The following is an 18526-nucleotide window of genomic DNA, read 5'->3' as shown; positions in this document are numbered from 1 at the left end:
ATGGAGCAAGCGGCGGTCGAAAGCCGGAAGACCGGTACGAAAGCAGCCGTTGCGGTCGTGATCACGATGCTGCTGTGGGCTTCGGCGTTTGTCGGAATCCGTTACGCCGGAGCCTATTTCACGCCCGGCGCGTTGGCGCTGGGTCGGCTGTTGACCGGCGCGGCGGGCCTGGGCGTGATCATGGTAATTCGTGGTGAAGGGCTGCCGCCGCGGGCGGCGTGGCCGGGCATCATCGGCGTGGGCGTCTTCTGGTTCGGGCTTTACACCGTGGCCTTGAACTGGGGAGAAAAGCATGCCGATGCGGGAACAGCGGCCTTGATCGTGGGCATGGGACCGATCCTGCTGGCCTTGCTGAGCGGCTGGGTGCTGAAGGAAGGTTTTCCTCGTCAGCTGCTGACCGGCCTCGCGGTCGCGTTCGCCGGCGCTGCCGTGGTGGGACTGTCCACTGGCAACGGGGCCACCACCATCCTCGGCGTCGTGCTATGTCTGGTTGCCGCCATCGGATACGCAATCGGCGTCGTGACGCAGAAAATTGCTCTACTCAAGCATGCCTCTGCGCTGCAGGTTACGACGTTCGGCTGCACCGTTGGCGCCGTGGCCTGCCTGCCGTTCGCGGGTCAGCTCGCGGACGATTTGGCCATCGCTCCCCTCGGCTCCACGCTCGCGATGGTCTACCTGGGCCTGCTGCCCACCGCTCTTGCGTTCTACACCTGGGCGTATGCGCTGACGCGGTCGCCGGCCGGGCGTCTTGGAGCTACGACGTACATGGTGCCGGTGCTGGTCGTGTTGCTGTCGTGGCTGCTGCTTGGTGAGGTGCCGACCCCGATCGCGTTGCTCGGCGGCGCGCTCACGTTGGTCGGCGTTGCGGTGTCCCGGATGAAGCGGAAGAGCTGAGGATTCCGCGCCGGCACACGGCGAGCGTGAGTGGCGGGATCGGGTCCATCACCTTGGCAATGGAGGTTGCCGCATCGGCAGCTCGCCTCTGGGCTGCCGATGCCGGTCGGCTGCGAGAACTCGGTCGACGGTGATGTCGGGACGGCGATCGAATCCTGCATTGGTTGCCAAGACACGCTCGCCGTGCTCGACACGCTTGCTGCGGCGGTGCGTCAGCGGCGGGACCTTGGCGATTTCAATGGAAATCGGCACGTCGATTTCCATTGAAATCACCCAACAGGGCGGGCGAAAGCCGAAGGGGTCGGGTGCGAGCGGGCAGATTTTGGTGATATTCGGGGAAAACTCTTGAGTGCGGGAGTGCCGGCTCCCAATACTCGATTGTCCGGCGCATCTCGGGTGAGGCGCGAAACGGTGCTGTCGTGGGAACGTTGATGCCCCTGCCGACTACCACTGTTCCCGCCCCGCGTTGGTTGGAGTGTGGCGCTCCCGATATTACGCGGCGTGGGTGGGGCGGCTGCTGGGCGGGGCGTCGGTGTCCTGGGATCCGACGTTTCTGGTTGGGTGGTTTGGGTGTCGATTGTGGTGCCGGAGGAGGTGCGGCGGCTTTTTCAGGTGTTGACGGGTGAGGATATGACAGATGCGGATGAGGATGCGTTGTTGCGGGTGGGCGAAGCGTTGATGTCGGGTGCGGGTGCGGTGGAGGGTTTGACGGATGGTGTGGCGGAGGCGGTGGCGCGGGCGCGGGGGGAGTTTTCGGGCAAGGCAGCGGACCGGTTTTCCGCGCGGGTGGGGGACTTTGCGGATGTGCTGGAGACTTCGGGAGGGGTGTTGCGGGAGTTAGGGGTGTTTGTGCGGGATGTGGGGTGGCAGGTGAAATACCTGAAGTATGTGACGGTGGGCGGGTTGTTGTTGCTGTTGGCGGAGATCGCGTGGGCGGTGGCGATGGCGGGGGCAACGGGTGGGGCTTCGATGGCGTGGTTGGCGGCGCGGATGGCGGTGATGCGGTTCTTGTTGTCGCAGTGGTGGGGCCAGTTGTTCATGCGGTTGGCGGTGAGCGCGGGCGTGGGGGTGGGGGTGAACTTGCTGCCGGACGTGGTGGCGCAGGGTGTCCTGGTGGGGGAGGGCAAGCAGGGCTGGTCGACGGGATGGACGAAGAATGCGGCGGGGGTGGGGGCGGTCTCGGCCGGGGTGGGTTTGCCGTTGTCGGCGTTGGGAAATGTGGTGGGCAAGACCGTGGCGCGGGTGTTGGTGGCGGGGTTGGGGGATCAGGTGGATCGGGCGGTGTTGGAGGCGGCGGCGCGGCGGGCGGCCGAGGAGCATGCGGAGTTCTATCCAATATCGGGGTTGGCGAAGTTCGCGGATGTGGTGGCCAAGACGGTCGATGGGTATGCGGGGATGTCGTTGAGTGGGATGTGGGCGGCGCGGTTTGGTCGGGGGTTGGGGGAGTCGCTGGAGGAGGGTTTGACGGAAATGGTGGGCGAGTTGACGTATGGGGTGTTGAGCGGTCAGGGGGTGCAGCTCAACCCGTTTTCCTTCACGGCCGGGGTGTCGGAGTCGGTGGCCTCGGGCTCGGGGAAGATGGCGGGGCTGTTTTTGCGGGGTCACTTGGTGCCACCGGGCATCCGTGATCGAGACCAGTCCGCCAGTGGGGCAACGACTTCCCCGGTGGACTCGGGATCCGAGCCGAAAACCGGTGACGGGCCGGATTTGTTGGGTACCGGTGAAATGTCTGATGTGGACTCCTCGTTCTCCGGTGCGGGTTCGGCGGTCAACTCCGATCCAGGTTTCGTTGGTTTGCGGAAAGGCGCGGCCTGGGTAGCGGGAGGGGAGACCGAGGCGGCCGAAAGCAAGACCGGGACGGCCGAAAGTAAGACCGGGACGGCCGAAGACAAGGCTGCGATGCCAGGTGGCGAAAGTGGGGCGGCTGGCGGCAAGGGTGGGTCGGTGGGTGCTGGGGGCCCGCCGTCGGCTGGTGTTCCGGGTTCGTCGCGTCCGGGTATTGCTCCGGCCGATGGTAAGTCCTTGGCCCGGAGTTTCGACGGTGGCCGGGCTAGTGCTTCGGCCGGTGATGGCCCGGGAATTCCGAGTGCGGCGCGCGTCGGGGCTGAGATCCCCGGCCGCAGCGGTGAATCGTCCGACTCTGGCGGCCAGGCTTCCTCGGGCGGGGTACCGGATGGTTCGGAGAGCATCGGCAGAGACGTTGCAGGCGTGTCGGGTCCCTCCAGCGCGACTCCTGCCGATCATCCGGCGCCGGGGGCCGCCCTACCGAATTCTGGCGAGCCGCCGCATGGTCGGGACGTGACTGGCGACCGGCAAGTCGGGGGCGAGTTCACGGCCGCTGATGCAACGGTGCACGGCGCAGTCCGGGGGGCCGAGGACGACGAGACCTCGATCACGGAGCGACCCGAGGACTTCACGCCAGCACCGCAGCCCGGGACGGTCGCCACGGACATGCCGGAACTGCCGGATAAAGGCGCGCCCGGTGCACCGCCACCGCCATACTCGTCCGCAACGCCGGATGTCGAGCAGGCTCGGCCCGATTCGCTGCCACCGGCGTATTCGGCTCCGGCGGTGGATGTCGAGCAGGCCCGACCGGATTCGTTGCCACCGGCGTATTCGCCGGGCGGCGCGGTTGGCCGAGTCTTGCCGGGTACGCCGCCACCGGCGTACTCAGCAGGGGATGCGGTGGGGCAGACCAGTCGGGTTACGCCACCGTTGTTCGGCGAAATCTCTGGAGACAATCGCGGCACCATTGATTTGTCCGGAGTGGACGATGCCGGTGCGTTCCTGGATGCTTCGCAAGCAAGTTGGCCGGGAGCAGATGCGCGGGTCTCGGCTGCTGGCACACCTCATGCTTCCGGCTCATTGCCGGACCCCGCGCCGTCGACGACCAGCCATCCCTCGGAAACCCTCCATGTGGACCCGGGCAGTTCCCCGCTTGGGGGGCAGGAGCTGTCGCGGGTTCAGCCGAGCGACCACGACCCGCTTCCCGGTGAAACCGCAGGCCAGCAGCCAGTACAGCCTGCGGCACGGATGCCTGATTCGTCGCCGGACGAGCCGTCGACAGCCGCTCCTGAGGCATCGGGTGTGGCTGCGGATCCCGTCGTGTCGATGAGCGGTCCGGCTGTGAGCGGCGAGGTACCGAATGGCCAGGCGGATTCGGCTGGTCAACCGGTTGTGGAGCAGGAACCGTCGCGCGACCACGCTGCGTCTTCGGGTGTTGATGTGACGGCCGGGCAAGAGGATTCGCTTCGGCCGGACGATGAGGTGGCGGGGGTATTGGCCTCGTTGGGGTGGCCCTCGGATGCGGTGCGGGTGCAGGTTCCCGCGGAGGTGGATTCCGGTGGTGTAGTCGCGGAGTTCCTGCGGAGCCGGGTGGGGGAATCGGCTGGGGGGCCGGTGGTGGTGGCGTCGGAGGAACGTTCGGGGACTGGTGTGGTGCTGCCGCCGAATCAGGTCGCGGAGGTGGCGCGGAGTCTGGGGCGTGATGTTGTTGCCTTGACCCCAGGTCACGGTCGGCGTGGTCCGCGGTGGATGCGGTTCGGCGCGGACGGGTCCCGTCCTCGGCCGGTGGGCGGGCCGGGACGGATCCCGGCGCCGCGCCGGGCTGTCGAGGGTCTAGGTGTGCGTTCGGCCGCAGGTGTTCCGGTTTCGGCGGAGGCGGTGGTGCCCGAGGGCGCAGCGGTGGAGTCGGCGTCGGTGGGGGCGGAGACGGTGGCGGCCTGGTCGGGCGTTCGGGGGGAGGGTTCGCCGAGGCGGGTGTCAAGGGGCGCTGATCGGGTCAACCTCGGCCGCGAGAATGGGCTCACGCTCGGTCCCGGCACTACGCGGCGGTTTGGCGATACCGGCGGACCGCCCCACGGCGACCGGGCGCGAGGACTATCGGAGATCACCCACTATGAGCCGGGTTCTGCCACGGATCTTCGGGGCGAGCCCGGCTTGCCGGTGAGCCTGCGGGTGCAGGGGGCGAGGGAACGTGCCGAGTACGCCGGGTGGACCCGGTCGCCGGATCATGCCGCCGCCGTCCCGCAGGGCACTCGGCCGCTGCTGGTGCTCGGCTATGGCGAGATGGTTGTTTCCGGTGCTGCGCTGGCCGAGGTGCAGGGCGTCGGCGCGGATGTGTTGGCGCGGGTTGACCCTGGTCGAGGACCGGCGTGGTTGCTGTACGGGGCGGATGGGAGTCGGCCTCGGCTGGTCGATCCGCCCGCCGAGATGGCCAGTCGGCCGAGGCCGGAGCCGTTGTTGTTCGCGGGGCCTGGTGATTCCGGCTGGTTGATGGATCGTGCGGCGCGGTTGGCGCCTGTTTTGCCGGATATCCAGGTTGTGGGTGTGCATGTGACGGCGCGGGGGAGTGCGGTGCTGGCGGATGGGCGGCGGGTCGGGCCGGAGGATTTCGTGGCGGAGGTGCGGCGGGATCGGCGGTTTGTGCCGGGGTTGAAGGTCGCGTTGCTGGGGTGTGGTGCGTATCGGCGTCCGGGTCCGGGTGCGTTGTCGTTCGCTGAGCGGTTTGCTCGTGCGTTGCGCGGTTCGGCTTGGGTGGCCGATACCGATGTGGTTCAGACGGTGGACGGCGGTGTGCATGCCACCGAGGTGTCGGTGGCCTCGGATGGCAGGTTGTTGCCGAGGTTCGTGGATGGTGTGGGCACCGGTCGTTGGTCGTTGTTGGGGTCGGAGGGTGAGCTGCTGGGTTCCTCGGGCCCGGAATTGCGGGCGGCGGCAGGCCATGCGGTTCCGTCGCGGTATCCGGATGGTGCGCGGATAGAGGCTGTCGTGCGCTGGCCCGGGCAGGGGGAGCGCGAATCGGTCGACGAGCTGTTGAGCAGGTGGGGGTTCACCACTGCGCCGGAGGACGTGCGGAGCCTGGCCACAGCGGTGGAACTGCGCCACACCGAGGGCGTGGATGAGCCGGGCACGCGCAGCTGGAAGCAGTTGTGGGGCGGTCTTTTCCATGTTCTTGAGCTGGCCGCGGAGCTCGGCGGGCGGTCTTCCATCACCGACGCGCGGGATGTTCGGCTTGTGGCGGACTGGATTCGGGATGCCGGCCGGATGCAGGGGCCGACGGTGACCGCCGCGGACGTGCACCGCCTCGTCGAGGAGCTGACCGGCAGCACCAAGGACGTTCGCCTCCACGAGGTGCGCTACCTGGCCGATGTTCTCCGGCGCGTGGAGCAGGGGCGTGAGCAACGGCGGGCGACTTTGGCAGCGTTGCGAGTGCAGTGGCGGCGCGGGGCAGCGCGCGCCGTGACGGTGCGGCTGGGCGGAGGAACCGAGAACACCGTGGTGTACTCGGTAGACGAGGCGTCATCGCGGTGGTGGCAAGGTTTCCACGGCAGCCGGGTCGAGCTCGATCGGGTGCGCCGTGAGATGGGCGTCGACGACGACCGGGAGCCGATCGTCGTCGTGGTCCAGGCCAGACGGCGGACTCCGGGCGGTGCGGAGAAGTTCTTCCTGATCGGTGATGCGGTTCGGGGTACGACCCTGCAGCATGAGACACCGCGGGAGCTCGGGCAGCACGTGGCCATCACCGAGCAGTACCGACAGATCTGCGCCGCGAACCAGGACGGCCCGGTCGTCTTGGTTGTCCTGGGCGGCAATGCCGGGCTGGGGGTGCACCTGAGCCGCGACGCTCTCACGCGGCGATTCGCCGAGGGACTCAGCGAGGGCGGGGACGGTGCCCGACAGGTCCTGCTGGCCGACGGCTACATCTCGCACGATCCTTCCGGGTTCGGGCTGGTAGCCGTGGAATCACGGACTGGCCAGCCGCGGGATGGCGGGCTTGTGCTGGCCTCCGGCAGGCGAGCGAACGTGCTGGCGCTGCGGCTGGATTCCGCCCGGGAGAACACGCTCGCCTATCCCCAGCACCCCGAGAACGCGGAGCAGTTCCAGCGGCTGTCCGACTCGAATCTGCGGATGGCAACGGTGCGGCATGCTGTCGCCGATGATTCGCCGACCTTCGTGCTGGCGTGGATCACCCCGGGGGGCCGGTTCGTCATCGCCAGCGGGGACACGTGGGAAAGGCAGGAGTTGACCCCACGCGAATTCGCTCGCCGGGTGGTCGAGGACGCGCGAACTTACGGGATCGCCGGTCACGACGATAACCGCGCCATCGTTGTCTACACATACTTCGGGCGGCGCGGGCACGCGATGACGGAGCCTTCCCGGCAGGAGCTGGCCGCGAGCTTCCGCGACGCGGGCCATCACGGGCCCATTCACGCGAGCATGCCCGTCCTGCGGTACGGCTCCCGCTCCAATCACGTGAACGATCCGATCCGGAATCAGTCCTTCCGCCGCGTGATCCCGTGGTCGCCGCGACTGCGGCTGACGATACCGGTGGGTTCAAGCGTCATCAACGCGGTCGCGTATCCGCGAAACAGCCACGAGGAGGCCGATTGGAGGCGGTGGGCGGAATCGGGACCCGCCGCGCAACTGGACTGGCTGCTGGCAGAGGTGGGTGATGATTCACCGATCCTCGCGCTGGCGTGGTGTCAGAACGGTGAGACATTCCCCTGCATTGACCCAAGAATCCGGCAAACCAGACATATGAGTGCCGGAGAGTTCGGTCTGGAAGTGGCATCTTCCTTACGTGAGGTAGCGGAATTGGACCCTGGCAAGGCCGTCGTCGTGCTTGCTGTGCGGTCGGACGACGGGTTGGCCCTGGTAGAGAGCGTGCGCCGGGAACTCGCGAGGGGGGTACGGCGATACGGCCACGACGGGCCGGTTTACATTGCTACCGCTGTCGAATCGGATACGGGCGGAATTACCCGGTTTGCCGTGCAGGACATCAGTCTCGGCGGAGGACGTCCGCGCGCCGCCGAACTGTCGGTGCAGGAGCTGCGTTTCGCCGCCCCGTCGCATCTCTTGCTGGCGGCGGGTGGAACCTCGGCGGATGTGGACTGGTGGAGCCAGTGGTCGTCGAGTGGTTTCCGGGTGAGCGCTGCGCAACGGGTCGGGCTGCGTTCGTCGATCATTGTGCTCGCGCGGTTGTGGGGCGACGAGTTCGTTACTCCCTCGGGCACCCTGTCCGCCTTCGAATTCGGTCGCCAGGTAGCGAGCAGCGTGTCATATCAGACGTCGATCGCCGCGAAACCAGACACTCCTGTCCTGCTAGCGACCGTGGGAGCCGAGACCGGGCTCAGTGAGCACGCCGCACGTGAGTTCGCCCGCGGGGCGCGCAGCAACGACCCGGATCGTGCGGTTCTCGTCTCGGACCGGGACTTCAGGTTGGGGCGCGATGCGAACGGCGTGGCCGTTCTCGGTTTCGACACCGATCCGCCGCGGTTCGTGCCGCCGCGGAACTGGCTGCCCGCGACTGAGGCGAGCCGACCAGCGGAAGGCGGGCCAGTGCTGGTGTATCCGTCCCAACCGGGACCGGTGCAACCGGTCACCATGGACGCGAACTGGATCATTTCGGAAACCGGCCACCGAAACCCGGTCGTCGTGGTGGCATCGCCGGTGCACGGACGCTTCCACGTGCTTGATCCATCGAATCGCAAGACGAGGGTTCTCGGGCCTTCGGAATTCGGCATGAGCGTGGTCGGTAACGCGGACTTCCGGCGATCGGTCGCCGATGATCCGGCCCGCCCTGTCGTGGTGGTGTTCGCCAAGTGGCCCGCTGGCCTGACTGAGCAGGACGCGCGGTCGTTGGCGGAGGGATTGCGCAGCGACGGGATCCGGCGGCCCGTTTTCCTGTCGATGGGTAACTTCGACGTTCTCCCGACCGGGTGGCGGTCCTATGCCCTGGTTGAGGCGCCGTCGGCGCAGTCAGCGCTGCCCGCGCATCCGGCCGGTGCGGTCGGTGCGCAGCGGCCGTGGCTCATCTCCCTTTTGGGCAGTGCCCACGCGGACGTTGCCGACCAGATCCGTTCATTCGGGGTTTCCCGGCTGGTGTCGGAGTTGGGGTATCGCGGCCGCCAACAGCCGATCGTCATCCTGACGAGCAGGGTGGGCGAATACTTCATCACCCCAGGCGGGAATAGGAAGGTGCTTCCGGAACGGTTGGCGTCCATACTGGCGCGGGACCTGAAATACCTGGAGGCAACGCGGGGGGACTGGCGGCGGCCCGTCATGATCGTCCCGGTAGGACAGCCGCACGATGCCGATGCGATGACGGACCTCACCCCCTTCACCTCGCACCTGCTGGGCACCCCCGATGCGGACCGGCCCGTCTACATCGCGGACGACAACGTTCGGGCCGACCGGCTCGCCATGCCGGACGGCGTGCTTATCGTGACGTCCGGCCTGCGACTGTTGACGCCCGACCGAATGCAACCTCCTTCTCCGCAGGAGGAACTGATTACCCAAACCTTGTGGGTTGGCGTTGACTGGGAGTCGCCATCAAACGGCGCGTGTTTCCCGGTGCGGCCCGAAGACGAGGAAGCCTGGGAAAGATGGGGTTCGTTGAACTACGACGGGCACGGGCCCATGTTGCGGCGCGCGGTGGCCGAGTTCGATCCGGACCCGCTGTTCGTTCTGGTGCGAGTGCAGGACGAAGGAATAGTCGTGCGCAATGCGCAAAACGAGACCGTCTCCCCGGATCCTGTTGAGCTGGGCGCATTCATCCAGCGCTGCCTGGAATTCGAACTTGTGGATGCCGGGCAGCTCGGGCGAACGGTCGTGCTCGTGGCTATTTCGGAGGATGCGCCGCTTGCGGACTGGTACGCCAGAGCACTTGCCGAAGGCTTGCGCCGAGTTGGTGGGCCGCCGCGGCCCGTGTACGTCTACGACGGCTACTACGAGGAGGCTGTCGATACCGATGAGGTCTTGGACCGGCTGCGAAGCGTGACACCTGAGTTGCATTGGCGCCGCGCCGGGGATGTCCGTGACGTGGAGGCGCCCCGGGAGTTCGTGCCGCGCTATGAGCGGGAATCGCCGCTGAGTTACGACGGCGCGGGGGAGGTCGCGGCCGTGATCGCGGCAGTCGACAGGCAGCGTGCGGCAGCCGTGTCCGGTGCCGCCCGGCCCGCCGAGGTCACGGAAACCGAGATCGCGACCATATATCAGCGGTGGCGCGCGGACTTCGAGGAAGCCGAGCGGGCACTGAGCGCCCTGCCGGCAGATTGGCTGGCGGACCTGCAAGCAACAGCCAGGACAATCCTGGACAGCGTGTGGCAACGCCCGAGGCAGGGCGACACATCCTCGGCGATGGCCATGCAGAATTTGTGGGAGCGGATGGCGCATCGGGTCGCTTTCCGGCTGTACGGCGACGGGACGTCGGAGACGGGTGCGTGGGCGGATGCCGCGGCGATGGTGGCCAGCATTCCGTCCTTACCGGTTGTGCTCGCGGTGCGAGGGTCGGGGGAGTCGTTTATCTATCCGAAGTGGACCAGATCGCCGGGCTTCGCGGCGAATTCCCCGGACCACGGCCGGCTGGTGGTACTGGGCAGTGACCGCGTGGTTGTGCACGGCGAATCGGTTGCCGAGGCGCGGCTATCGGGCGCGGATGTGCTGGCGCGGACGGATGACGGAAATGGTCCACAGTGGATGTTGTTCCGGGCGGGCGAGAGTCAGGCGCTGCCGGTGCAGCCGCCGGCGGAGGTGGCGCGTTCGGTGCGTCCGGAGCCGATGATGTTCTTTGGCCCCGGCGAGGATGCGGTGGCGGTTGAGGCGGTGGCGTTGGCTTCGGACTTGCCGGACGTGCAGGTGGTGGGTGTGCACGTGACACCGCATGGGCGTGCGCGGTGGCCGGACGGAGAGCTGGGACCGCAGGAATCGGCCGAGCGGGTGTGGCGGGACAGGCGTTTTGTCGCCGGGTTGCCGGTGGTGTTGTTCGGATGCGGAGCCGGACGGCGACCGGAGTCGGGCGAGGCGTCATTCGCGCAGCGGTTCGCGACGAGCTTGCGGGCACATCTCTGGACGACGGATGCCAGCGATGTGTGGCAAACCAACGATGGTGCCGTGCACGCGACCGACACGGTGATGACCGTCGATGGGCAGCTGCTGCCGATGTTCGTCGAGGGCAGGGGAACCGGTCGGTGGTCGCTGCTGGGACCCGACGGGCGGGAGTTGCGCTCGCATGGTCCGGAGCTGCGGGCGGCGCTGACCGGCTCGGCTCCGCCGCGCTACGCGGAACAAGCGGACCCGGAGCCGTTGATCAGTTGGGCGGGCGGCGGTACCCGGTCCGGCAGCGCGGGGTCGTCCGGCAAGCCGTCGGGGATCGACTGGGATCGCGTCGTGGACAGCGACAAGGCCAGCATTGTGGAGACATCGCCTCGACGCGTGTACCGGGCTTCGGCCCGCGAACCCGACGACGTCCTGCGGAATGGCTTTGTCGCGCCCACTAGCCGGCGAAATTCTATTGACGACCACACCCGAACGGCGGTCCAAGACCAGTATGTTTCCACCACGGAGGATCCAAAATACCATCATGATAATCGGCTCTTCCGTTATGCGATAGACCCTTCGGTCACCGGGATCAATGTGGCCGAAACGCTGAAAGCGCAGAATCGGGCGTACTGGACCCCTTGGGAGCGTGAAGTCCTTTATAGTCACATTCCGGGCGAAGATATCATCGGGTATTGGCGATATGAGCGGAATCCGAATGCGCTGCGGGGAGTTTCCCTGGAAGGATTCCATCGCAATCCGTATTATCGCGGACGTCCGGATGATTCCCCGGAGTGAGGTTTGGCGACGAGTCTACTGCCTGGTCCTGCGATCAAGCAGCGGGTATTGATCAAAGCCGCACGCGTAGTTGTCGGCGGGCATTGGCCGCTCGCGGAGATCCACAGTTCGGTTATCGGGCTGTCCGCATGCTGGGGCGCTACCCTGTTTTGCCATGACCGCACCGTCCGTGCCGCGGCTTCCGAATCAGTGGCCGACCGATGTTACGAGCTTCGTCGGGCGCCGAAGGGAGCTGCGCGAGCTCCGGCGCGCTTTGTCGTCCTCGCGCCTGGTGAATCTGACGGGTGTTGGTGGGGTGGGTAAGACAAGATTGGCTTTGCGTGTCGCCTGGGACTTGCGGCGTGCATTCCAGGACGGTGTCCGGTTGGTCGAGTTGGCCGGCTTGGAAGACGAGGGCTTGGTACCGCAGGCGGTGGTAACGGCCCTGGGTATTTATGATCAATCGACGCGCTGGACTCCGGAGACGGTGGCCGACCGCCTGGGGGATCAGCAGCTGTTGTTGGTGATCGACAACTGCGAGCACGTACTGCAGAGCTGTGCCGTCATGGTCGCGACCTTGCTGAGGGACTGCCCGAATTTGCGGGTTCTCGCGACGAGCAGGCAAGCGCTGGGAATAGCCGGGGAGCGCGTCTGGCCGCTGGCCGCCCTCGCAGTTCCGGAGGCTGACGCGGAGATCCCCGCTCAGCGGTTGACGGAATTCGAAGCGGTGTCCTTGTTCGTGGACCGGGCAACGGCGGTCGTGCCCGAATTCGACCTTGACGAGCGAACCGGTCCCGTGGTGGCTCGTATTTGCCGGAGGCTGGACGGGATTCCCTTGGCAATCGAGTTGGCGGCCGTGAGTCTGCGTATTCTGGCCCCCGACGACATCCTCCGGCGACTCGACGACCGATTCGGCTTCCTGACTTCGGGAAACCGGGCCTCGTTTCCCCGCCATCAGACCTTACGCGCGCTGATCGACTGGAGCTTCGACCTATGCTCCGACGAGGAAAGAGCACTCTGGGCGCGGTCGTCGGTCTTTGCCGAGGACTTCGATCTCGAAGGTGCGGAAATTGTCTGTGCCGGGGGAGAGCTGACCACCGCACACGTGCTCGACGCGGTCACCGGCCTGGTGGACAAGTCGATTCTCATCAGAACCGAGCACGGCGGCCGGGTACGTTACCGGCTGCTGGAAACGATTCGGCAGTACGGACTCGATGCGCTGAACCGTTCGGCTCAAGTCGCACTCGTGCGAGGTCGGCATCGGGATCGGTATTCGGACTTGGTCGAACAGTTCGCGCACGGTTGGTTCGGGCCCGATCAAGTGTCCTGGTTTTCTCGCATGAAAACCGAGCACGCCAATACCCGTACCGCGCTCGAACACTGTCTCGCCGAGTCCGGTGACATCTCCGTGGCAATGCGCATTGTTGATTCCTTGCTCGACTACTGGCGAACCGGCGGGCTCATCAGCGAAGGACGGCGCTGGTGCGACCGCATCCTGGAACGTGATAGTGCCGCAAGCGCACCCCGGCTGCGCCTCGTGATCACGGCAAGCCACCTGGCCCTTCTCCAGGGCGACCTTTCGGCTGCCGACGCGCTGCTCGAAGAAGGGCGGCGCCTGTCCCGCGTTCTTGGCGACGAGACCGGGCGGCTGCTGTTGAAGGGGCCAGAAGGTCTGGCAGCGGCGTTGCGGCGGGATTTCCCGCGTGCTATCGCGACCTATGAATCGGCGCTCGATCAACTCCGCGAGAAGGAGGAGTTGCGTTCGCTCCTCGCGGTGCTCTTCGGGGTGGGCATGTGCTACTCGCTGCTCGGCGACTCGACGAGTGCGGCGGCCTACTACGAAGAACTTCTCGGGCGTTCCCAGTCGCAAGGGGAGAAGTGGCGCCGATCCTACGCGCTTTGGGGGCTTGGCGTGGAGGCTTGGCGAGCGGGGGAGTTGCAGCACGCCGCGGAACTCATCCATGAGAGTCTGGAACTCCAGCGGAAGTTCAACGATCACCACACCGTCGGCCAGTGCGTCGAGGTGCTGGCCTGGATCGCGATGAGCCAGGGGGAAAATGAGCAAGCCGCTCGTCTGTTCGGTGTCTCGAACACGTTCCTCCGCGAGGGAGGTACGCCGTTGTTGGCCTTCTTCGACGAATACCACCATCACTGTGAAAGGGCGGTACGGCGGGCGCTGGGCGAACAAAAATACGGCAAGTTCTTCGCACAAGGCGCAAGCGTTCGACTTCAGAACGCCGTCGGTTATGCCCTCGGTGAGCCGGTCGGCGCAAGTACCCCGGTAGCGCCGGAACGCGAAACCGAGCTCAGTCGGCGCGAGCTGGAGATCGCGGACCTCGTCGTGCAAGGAATGAGCAACAAGCAGATCGCCAACACTCTAGTGCTGTCCCAGCGTACCGCCGAGGCCCACGTGCAAAACATCCTGCTCAAGCTCGGATTCACGTCCCGTGCTCAGATCGCCGCCTGGGCCACCGAGCGGCAATCAAGGTCGCATTAGCCACCCGCCTTCGCCACAAAGGGAAGAAGATTGGCCTTTTTTGGGCAAGGCTTGACGTCTGGATCTTGAAGCGGTTTCTGCGTGGATCTAGCTTGTTTCGTACAGCAGGACCCGAGAAATCGAATATGGATGGAGTAGTGCGGTATGCTTCGTAAGATTCTGGTGGGAGCGGCGGTTGTTGCCGGTTCGTTGGCGGTCGCCGCGCCGGCCATGGCCACATCCGGTCCTTACTTCGCAGGGGTTTACCCGTCGGTGCCGGCGGCGCAGGCGGCGTGCGATGCCGGAAAGGCCCAGGGGCGCTGGGATCACTGCGCCATCAAGGGCGCTGCTGGCCAGCAGGCCGTTATGTACGTCTGGAAGAACTGAGCGCACGGTCTGCGAAGCCGCGTGGCGCCTCGAAGCCGCGCCGTTTCGTGAGCCGTACTGCTCCTAGCTACTAAAAGGCCGGTTCAACCGTCGTGTTGAACCGGCCTTTTAATGATCTTTCGGTATTTGAGTGATCTTGGTTCATAGGGAAAGGCCGGTATGGTCGAGAAACGCGAAGCACAGCTGGTAGCTGTTGCCGATGCGTTCGAGTCCGGTCTCCGCTGCGGTGTGGGCTTCGTCGATGGTGTCGGGGCAGAGGTTGGCGAGTTCGGTTGCCTTGACGTTGCCCCAGATCTGTTCGACGGGGTTGAGGTCGGGGGCGTAGGCGGGCAGCGGTTCGACGTGCAGCCAGCGTCGCTGGGTGGCCAGCCAGGCTTTCATGGCATTGGAGCGGTGAGCGTAGGCCAGAATGTCTTCGACGGACAGCGTTCGCAGACACGTCGCGGCGAGTTCGATCGCAAGCGGGATGCCGTCCAGCCGCCGGCACAGCCGGGCGATCGCCTCCTGGTTGTCCTGGTTCAGGGTGAAGTCCGGCACGATTGCCGTGGCCCGGTCGGAGAACAACTCCATCGCCTCCGGTGTTCGACCGTTGTCGGCCGGCCGAGAATCGTTCCCCGGCGGCACCGACAAGGGGGGCACGGAAAACAGGGACTCCCCTGAATCTGAAGAGGTTCGCGGCTCGTGGCCAAAATCCGCAAGCCCGCGCACTTGGTGAGCAGGCGTGCCGCCGCGTCAGCGCAGGCATCGGCGAGATGCTCACAGTTGTCCCAGAGCAACAGCACCTGCTTGTGGTGGAAATGGGCGATGAACGCGCTCATCGGATCATGTGCCGGACGAGCGAGCCCAACCCCTTCCATGATCGCCACCGGGACCAGTCCGGGATCGCCGAGCTCGGCGAAGTTGACCAGCCAGACACCGTCGGCGAACGCGCGCCGCCGCTGCCGCGCCACATGTATCGCAAGCCTCGTCTTGCCAACCCCGCCCACACCGGTCAAGGTCACCGATCGCGAGGACGACAACAAACGCCTGATCTCGGCAGCCTCGGCACGGCGCCCCACCAGACTCGTTACCTCAATCGGCAGATTGTCCACGGCGACGCTGCCACCCCCGCCCCGCAGCTGGTTCACTGTGCACCGGTGCGGACCTTCCCGGCCCTGAATCGAGTAAGGTCGGCCCGAACGAAGTAAGATCGAGTTTCGTTGAGCCTGCTCCTCGCTCTTGCTCGCGGTGCCCTTGCAGGGACGAGGGTTCGTCGAACCAACCGCTACGACAGGGGCGAGCGAGCCGCCGTTCGCTCCTGGCCTGAGGCGGGCGATTTCAAGGGAAATCAGCGCGTAGCGCGTTGATTTCCCTTGAAATCGCCAACCCAGACACCGCGCCGCGGGTTATGCCTGGGTGTCGTGGACGGCGGCGTGAACTTCGGTGCGCAATTGCGCCATGTCGGATGATTTCGCGGCGAACGGCTCGGCGGCGTCGGCGATGGTCTGCAAGCGGCCTCGGATGTAGGGCGAGGAAAGCCCGTTGACGGCCGTGATCGCTTCGTGGCCGGTGCGGATGCCGGTGTCGAGGTCTCCGCCGCGGATGTAGACCTCGGATAGGCTTGTCAGTTGGAGCGCACGCGTTGAAGCGTAGGTGAGGTCGGAAGCGTTGACGACGGCGTCCAGCTGTTCGATTGCTGTCGGCACGAATTCGGGCTGGGTGCGGGCCAGCAGAGTAAGCGCGTTCGCCCGGTGCGAGGCGATTTCGGCTTCGGTGACGTGACGGTCCCAGGGAGGTATGTTGTCCGGCTGGATCGTCGCGAACGTCTCGACCTCTCTGCTCAGCGCGTCGTGGCACTGGTCAGCGTTGCCGAGCGCAGCGTGGCAGAAAGCCCGTTTGGCGTAGAGATCAGCGCGCACGCTTGCGCTCGCGCCGTGGATGCTGGTGTTCGCGATGTTGAAGCCGTGCTCGACCAGGCGCAGCGCATAGCGCGCCTTCCGGCTGTGGTCGTGGCGCTGACGTAGGGCCTGGGACGCGCCGTCGAGCAGCACCGCAATGGTCAGGTCGGTGCTCCCGGGGTGCTGTTCGCCGCGCTTGGCTCGGTTGAGGGCGAAAGTCAACAGCTGCTCGGCCTGATCGTGTGCTTCGATGTCCAACGATGCCCAGCCCGCGATCCATGCCAGGTCCCCGATCGCCAGGTCGACCCGTGCCCGGACCTCGTCGGTGCAGAGCGCGTCGTCGAAAGAGCGCACCGCTTGCAGCTGGGCGAGGGCGGCCGAATGCATCAGTCCGCCGCCTTGTGCGTAGACGGTTTGGCGGAACCAGTCGGTCATGTTCTCGATTGCCTCGGCGTCGGCTACGCCGATGCGGCGTCGCCGGATGGAGTCGGTGTGGGCGGGCAGCATTTCGCTTAGCCGGGCGATATCGGGATGGAGCGTGGAGCTCATCGTGATCCCGAGGACGATCGAGAGGAAGTCTCGGCGTTCCACCTGGTTCACCTCCCTATTGGAGTCCAGGCTGCCAGATTCGGTGCCAAAACCCAACAGATGAGGCGGTATCCGTAGCACGTTGGCGACTCGCGCGACATGGAGCACGTCTCGCAGGTTCCGTTCGCCTCGTTCGACCAGCGAGACCATCTGCTGGGTGAGGCCGGTGAGTTCGGCGAACAGGTGCTGGGACAGCCCTGCGGCCTTGCGCACGGCCCGAAACACCTGGCAGAAATCGTAATTCCGCAGAGCGTGCTGGAGCTCGGGCGCGTCGTAGAAGCCCGCCGGAACCACCGGCCTTGTCCGGCGGCATGGGGCGCATGTCGAATCGGAATTGCCCGCGCGCAAACACGAACCACACTCGGTGCATTGACGCCGCATTTGAGAGTTCCTCGCAATTGGGAAAACAGGTGGATTCTGAGCGTAACGGGAAAGCGTCACACCAGTAGTGCACCCGAGCGTGTCGAGCAACAACAGCAGTTGTAGCACCGCGGTTGTTGGTTTAGCTGGGAAATCTCGGCGCCGTTCATGCCATGCCGACGAAATCACGTGTTGCGAGTAGCCGCCATCGCCGCCGCGTAGCAAACCACGACTAGCGCAATACCGGCGGATACGTCGCGGTGAACGTGACAACGGACAGTCCGATGTGGAGCAGGAAGCGGGGGTGCCTCATCTGCTGATCATTCGAGGGCGACGCGGTTTAGGCGAAGCTCGGCGTGGCGAGCGAGGCTCACGTGGCTGGTCGCGTGCCGGGTTCGGCGTCGATCAGTGTCGAGAGCAGCGTGAGGGCCTGCGCGTCGGGGCTGCCCGGCTCGGCCTGGCAGACAAGCAGGTACTGGCCGGTGACGCCCGAGACCTCGAAGGTGTGGTAGTCCAGGGCGAGCCGGCCGACCGCGGGGTGGTCGAGTCGCTTGGTCTCGTGCGATTTGGTGGCGACGGCCTGCCGGGTCCAGATCCGGTCGAACTCCTCGTTGCCCGTCCGCAACTCCTCCACGAGCGCTTCGACGCGGCGCCGGGAGGCGGGGCGTCCCCATGCCTGGCGCAGCGTCGCGGTGGTGTCGAGCGCGATCCGCTCCCAGTCGACGAAAAAGCGGGTCGCCTCGTCGTCGAGAAAGAGCATTCGCGCGACGTTGTCTCGTTCGGTGAATCCCTGGTGGAGCGCTGCGCCGAGGGAGTTGGCGGCGAGAATGTCCTGGACATCGTTGAAGATGAACGCGGGGTTCATCGGCCACTGATCCATCAGCTGTCGTAGGGACGGGTGCACTGTGCGGCTCGGGCTGGACGACTGGTGCGTCGGCTCGACCCCGGCGAGGCGGTGCATGTGCAGTTGCTCGTCGCCCGTCATGCGCAGCGCCCGCGCGATCGCACTGATCAGCTGAGCGGAGGGGCGGCGCTCCCGCCCCTGCTCCAGGCGGGTGTAGTAGTCGATGCTCACGCCCGCGAGGGTCGCGACCTCTTCGCGCCGCATCCGGGAACCCGGCGCTTGCCGCGCGGCAGACCGACATCCTCGGGATGGACCGCGGCACGCCGCGTGCGCAGATAGGCGCCTAGTTCCGTTCTTGCCTGATCGTGCGCCAGTACTTCATGGTAACGGCAACGCTCACCGGGAAAAGGGGGTGCGTTACCCGCATGTTCACGGCGGCCTCCTGCGCTGCGCGACGCGTTCGTAGCGTTGACCTCGCGCGTCACGTGGAGTCCAAATGGAGGC

General features: G+C 66.1%; 9 protein-coding genes. 5 read left to right on the top strand and 4 right to left on the bottom strand.

The genetic code is table 11. The features are described from left to right. Complete coding sequence (locus tag BJ970_RS34730) at positions 1 to 894, top strand: DMT family transporter (RefSeq protein WP_184732069.1); 894 nt, start codon at positions 1 to 3, stop codon at positions 892 to 894. Between the two features lie 48 nt (positions 895 to 942). Here the strand turns inward: BJ970_RS34730 and BJ970_RS34725 are convergent, their stop codons facing one another. Next, entirely contained in the window at positions 943 to 1158 is a 216-nt protein-coding gene (locus tag BJ970_RS34725) for a hypothetical protein (RefSeq protein ID WP_184732067.1), read from the bottom strand. A gap of 306 nt (positions 1159 to 1464) precedes the next feature. Between BJ970_RS34725 and BJ970_RS34720 the strand changes: the two genes are divergently transcribed. The 3 genes from BJ970_RS34720 (at position 1465) to BJ970_RS34710 (ending at position 14353) form a co-directional block, all read left to right on the top strand. Further along, entirely contained in the window at positions 1465 to 11511 is a 10047-nt protein-coding gene (locus BJ970_RS34720; protein WP_184732065.1) for a DUF8616 domain-containing protein, read from the top strand. 154 nt (positions 11512 to 11665) lie between these two features. Further along, positions 11666 to 13987, top strand: coding sequence for an ATP-binding protein (locus BJ970_RS34715; protein WP_246471956.1), 2322 nt, complete (start codon positions 11666 to 11668; stop codon positions 13985 to 13987). Between the two features lie 144 nt (positions 13988 to 14131). After that, positions 14132 to 14353, top strand: coding sequence for a hypothetical protein (locus BJ970_RS34710; RefSeq protein WP_184732063.1), 222 nt, complete (start codon positions 14132 to 14134; stop codon positions 14351 to 14353). Positions 14354 to 14494: 141 nt separating this feature from the next. On the opposite strand, the gene BJ970_RS38600 is transcribed toward BJ970_RS34710, so the two are convergent. Beyond that, entirely contained in the window at positions 14495 to 14923 is a 429-nt protein-coding gene (locus BJ970_RS38600) for a transposase (RefSeq protein ID WP_246471955.1), read from the bottom strand. A 182-nt stretch (positions 14924 to 15105) separates the two neighbouring features. On the opposite strand from BJ970_RS38600, the gene BJ970_RS34700 reads away from it, so the two are divergent. Next, on the top strand, positions 15106 to 15540 hold the full coding sequence (locus BJ970_RS34700) for a hypothetical protein (protein WP_184732061.1): 435 nt from the start codon (positions 15106 to 15108) through the stop codon (positions 15538 to 15540). Positions 15541 to 15738: 198 nt separating this feature from the next. Here the strand turns inward: BJ970_RS34700 and BJ970_RS34695 are convergent, their stop codons facing one another. After that, positions 15739 to 17112: a helix-turn-helix domain-containing protein gene (locus BJ970_RS34695; protein ID WP_184732059.1), complete on the bottom strand. Its 1374-nt coding sequence runs from the start codon at positions 17110 to 17112 to the stop codon at positions 15739 to 15741. Between the two features lie 436 nt (positions 17113 to 17548). Then, the gene (locus tag BJ970_RS37415; protein WP_221468393.1) at positions 17549 to 18286 is read right to left on the bottom strand and encodes an MmyB family transcriptional regulator; all 738 of its coding nucleotides are present in this window, start codon (positions 18284 to 18286) and stop codon (positions 17549 to 17551) included. Between the last annotated feature and the right edge of the window lie 240 nt (positions 18287 to 18526).

The sequence above is a fragment of the Saccharopolyspora phatthalungensis genome (assembly GCF_014203395.1).
Lineage (GTDB): Bacteria > Actinomycetota > Actinomycetes > Mycobacteriales > Pseudonocardiaceae > Saccharopolyspora > Saccharopolyspora phatthalungensis.
This window is presented reverse-complemented; position numbering and strand designations above follow the sequence as displayed.

Bases quoted from the DNA above. Each gene is read 5' to 3' on its own strand.
- BJ970_RS34730 (WP_184732069.1), top strand. From the start codon at position 1: ATGGAGCAAGCGGCGGTCGAAAGCCGGAAGACCGGTACGAAAGCAGCC.
- BJ970_RS34725 (WP_184732067.1), bottom strand. From the start codon at position 1,158: ATGGAAATCGACGTGCCGATTTCCATTGAAATCGCCAAGGTCCCGCCG.
- BJ970_RS34715 (WP_246471956.1), top strand. From the start codon at position 11,666: ATGACCGCACCGTCCGTGCCGCGGCTTCCGAATCAGTGGCCGACCGAT.
- BJ970_RS34710 (WP_184732063.1), top strand. From the start codon at position 14,132: ATGCTTCGTAAGATTCTGGTGGGAGCGGCGGTTGTTGCCGGTTCGTTG.
- BJ970_RS38600 (WP_246471955.1), bottom strand. From the start codon at position 14,923: ATGGAGTTGTTCTCCGACCGGGCCACGGCAATCGTGCCGGACTTCACC.
- BJ970_RS34700 (WP_184732061.1), top strand. From the start codon at position 15,106: ATGCTCACAGTTGTCCCAGAGCAACAGCACCTGCTTGTGGTGGAAATG.
- BJ970_RS37415 (WP_221468393.1), bottom strand. From the start codon at position 18,286: ATGCGGCGCGAAGAGGTCGCGACCCTCGCGGGCGTGAGCATCGACTAC.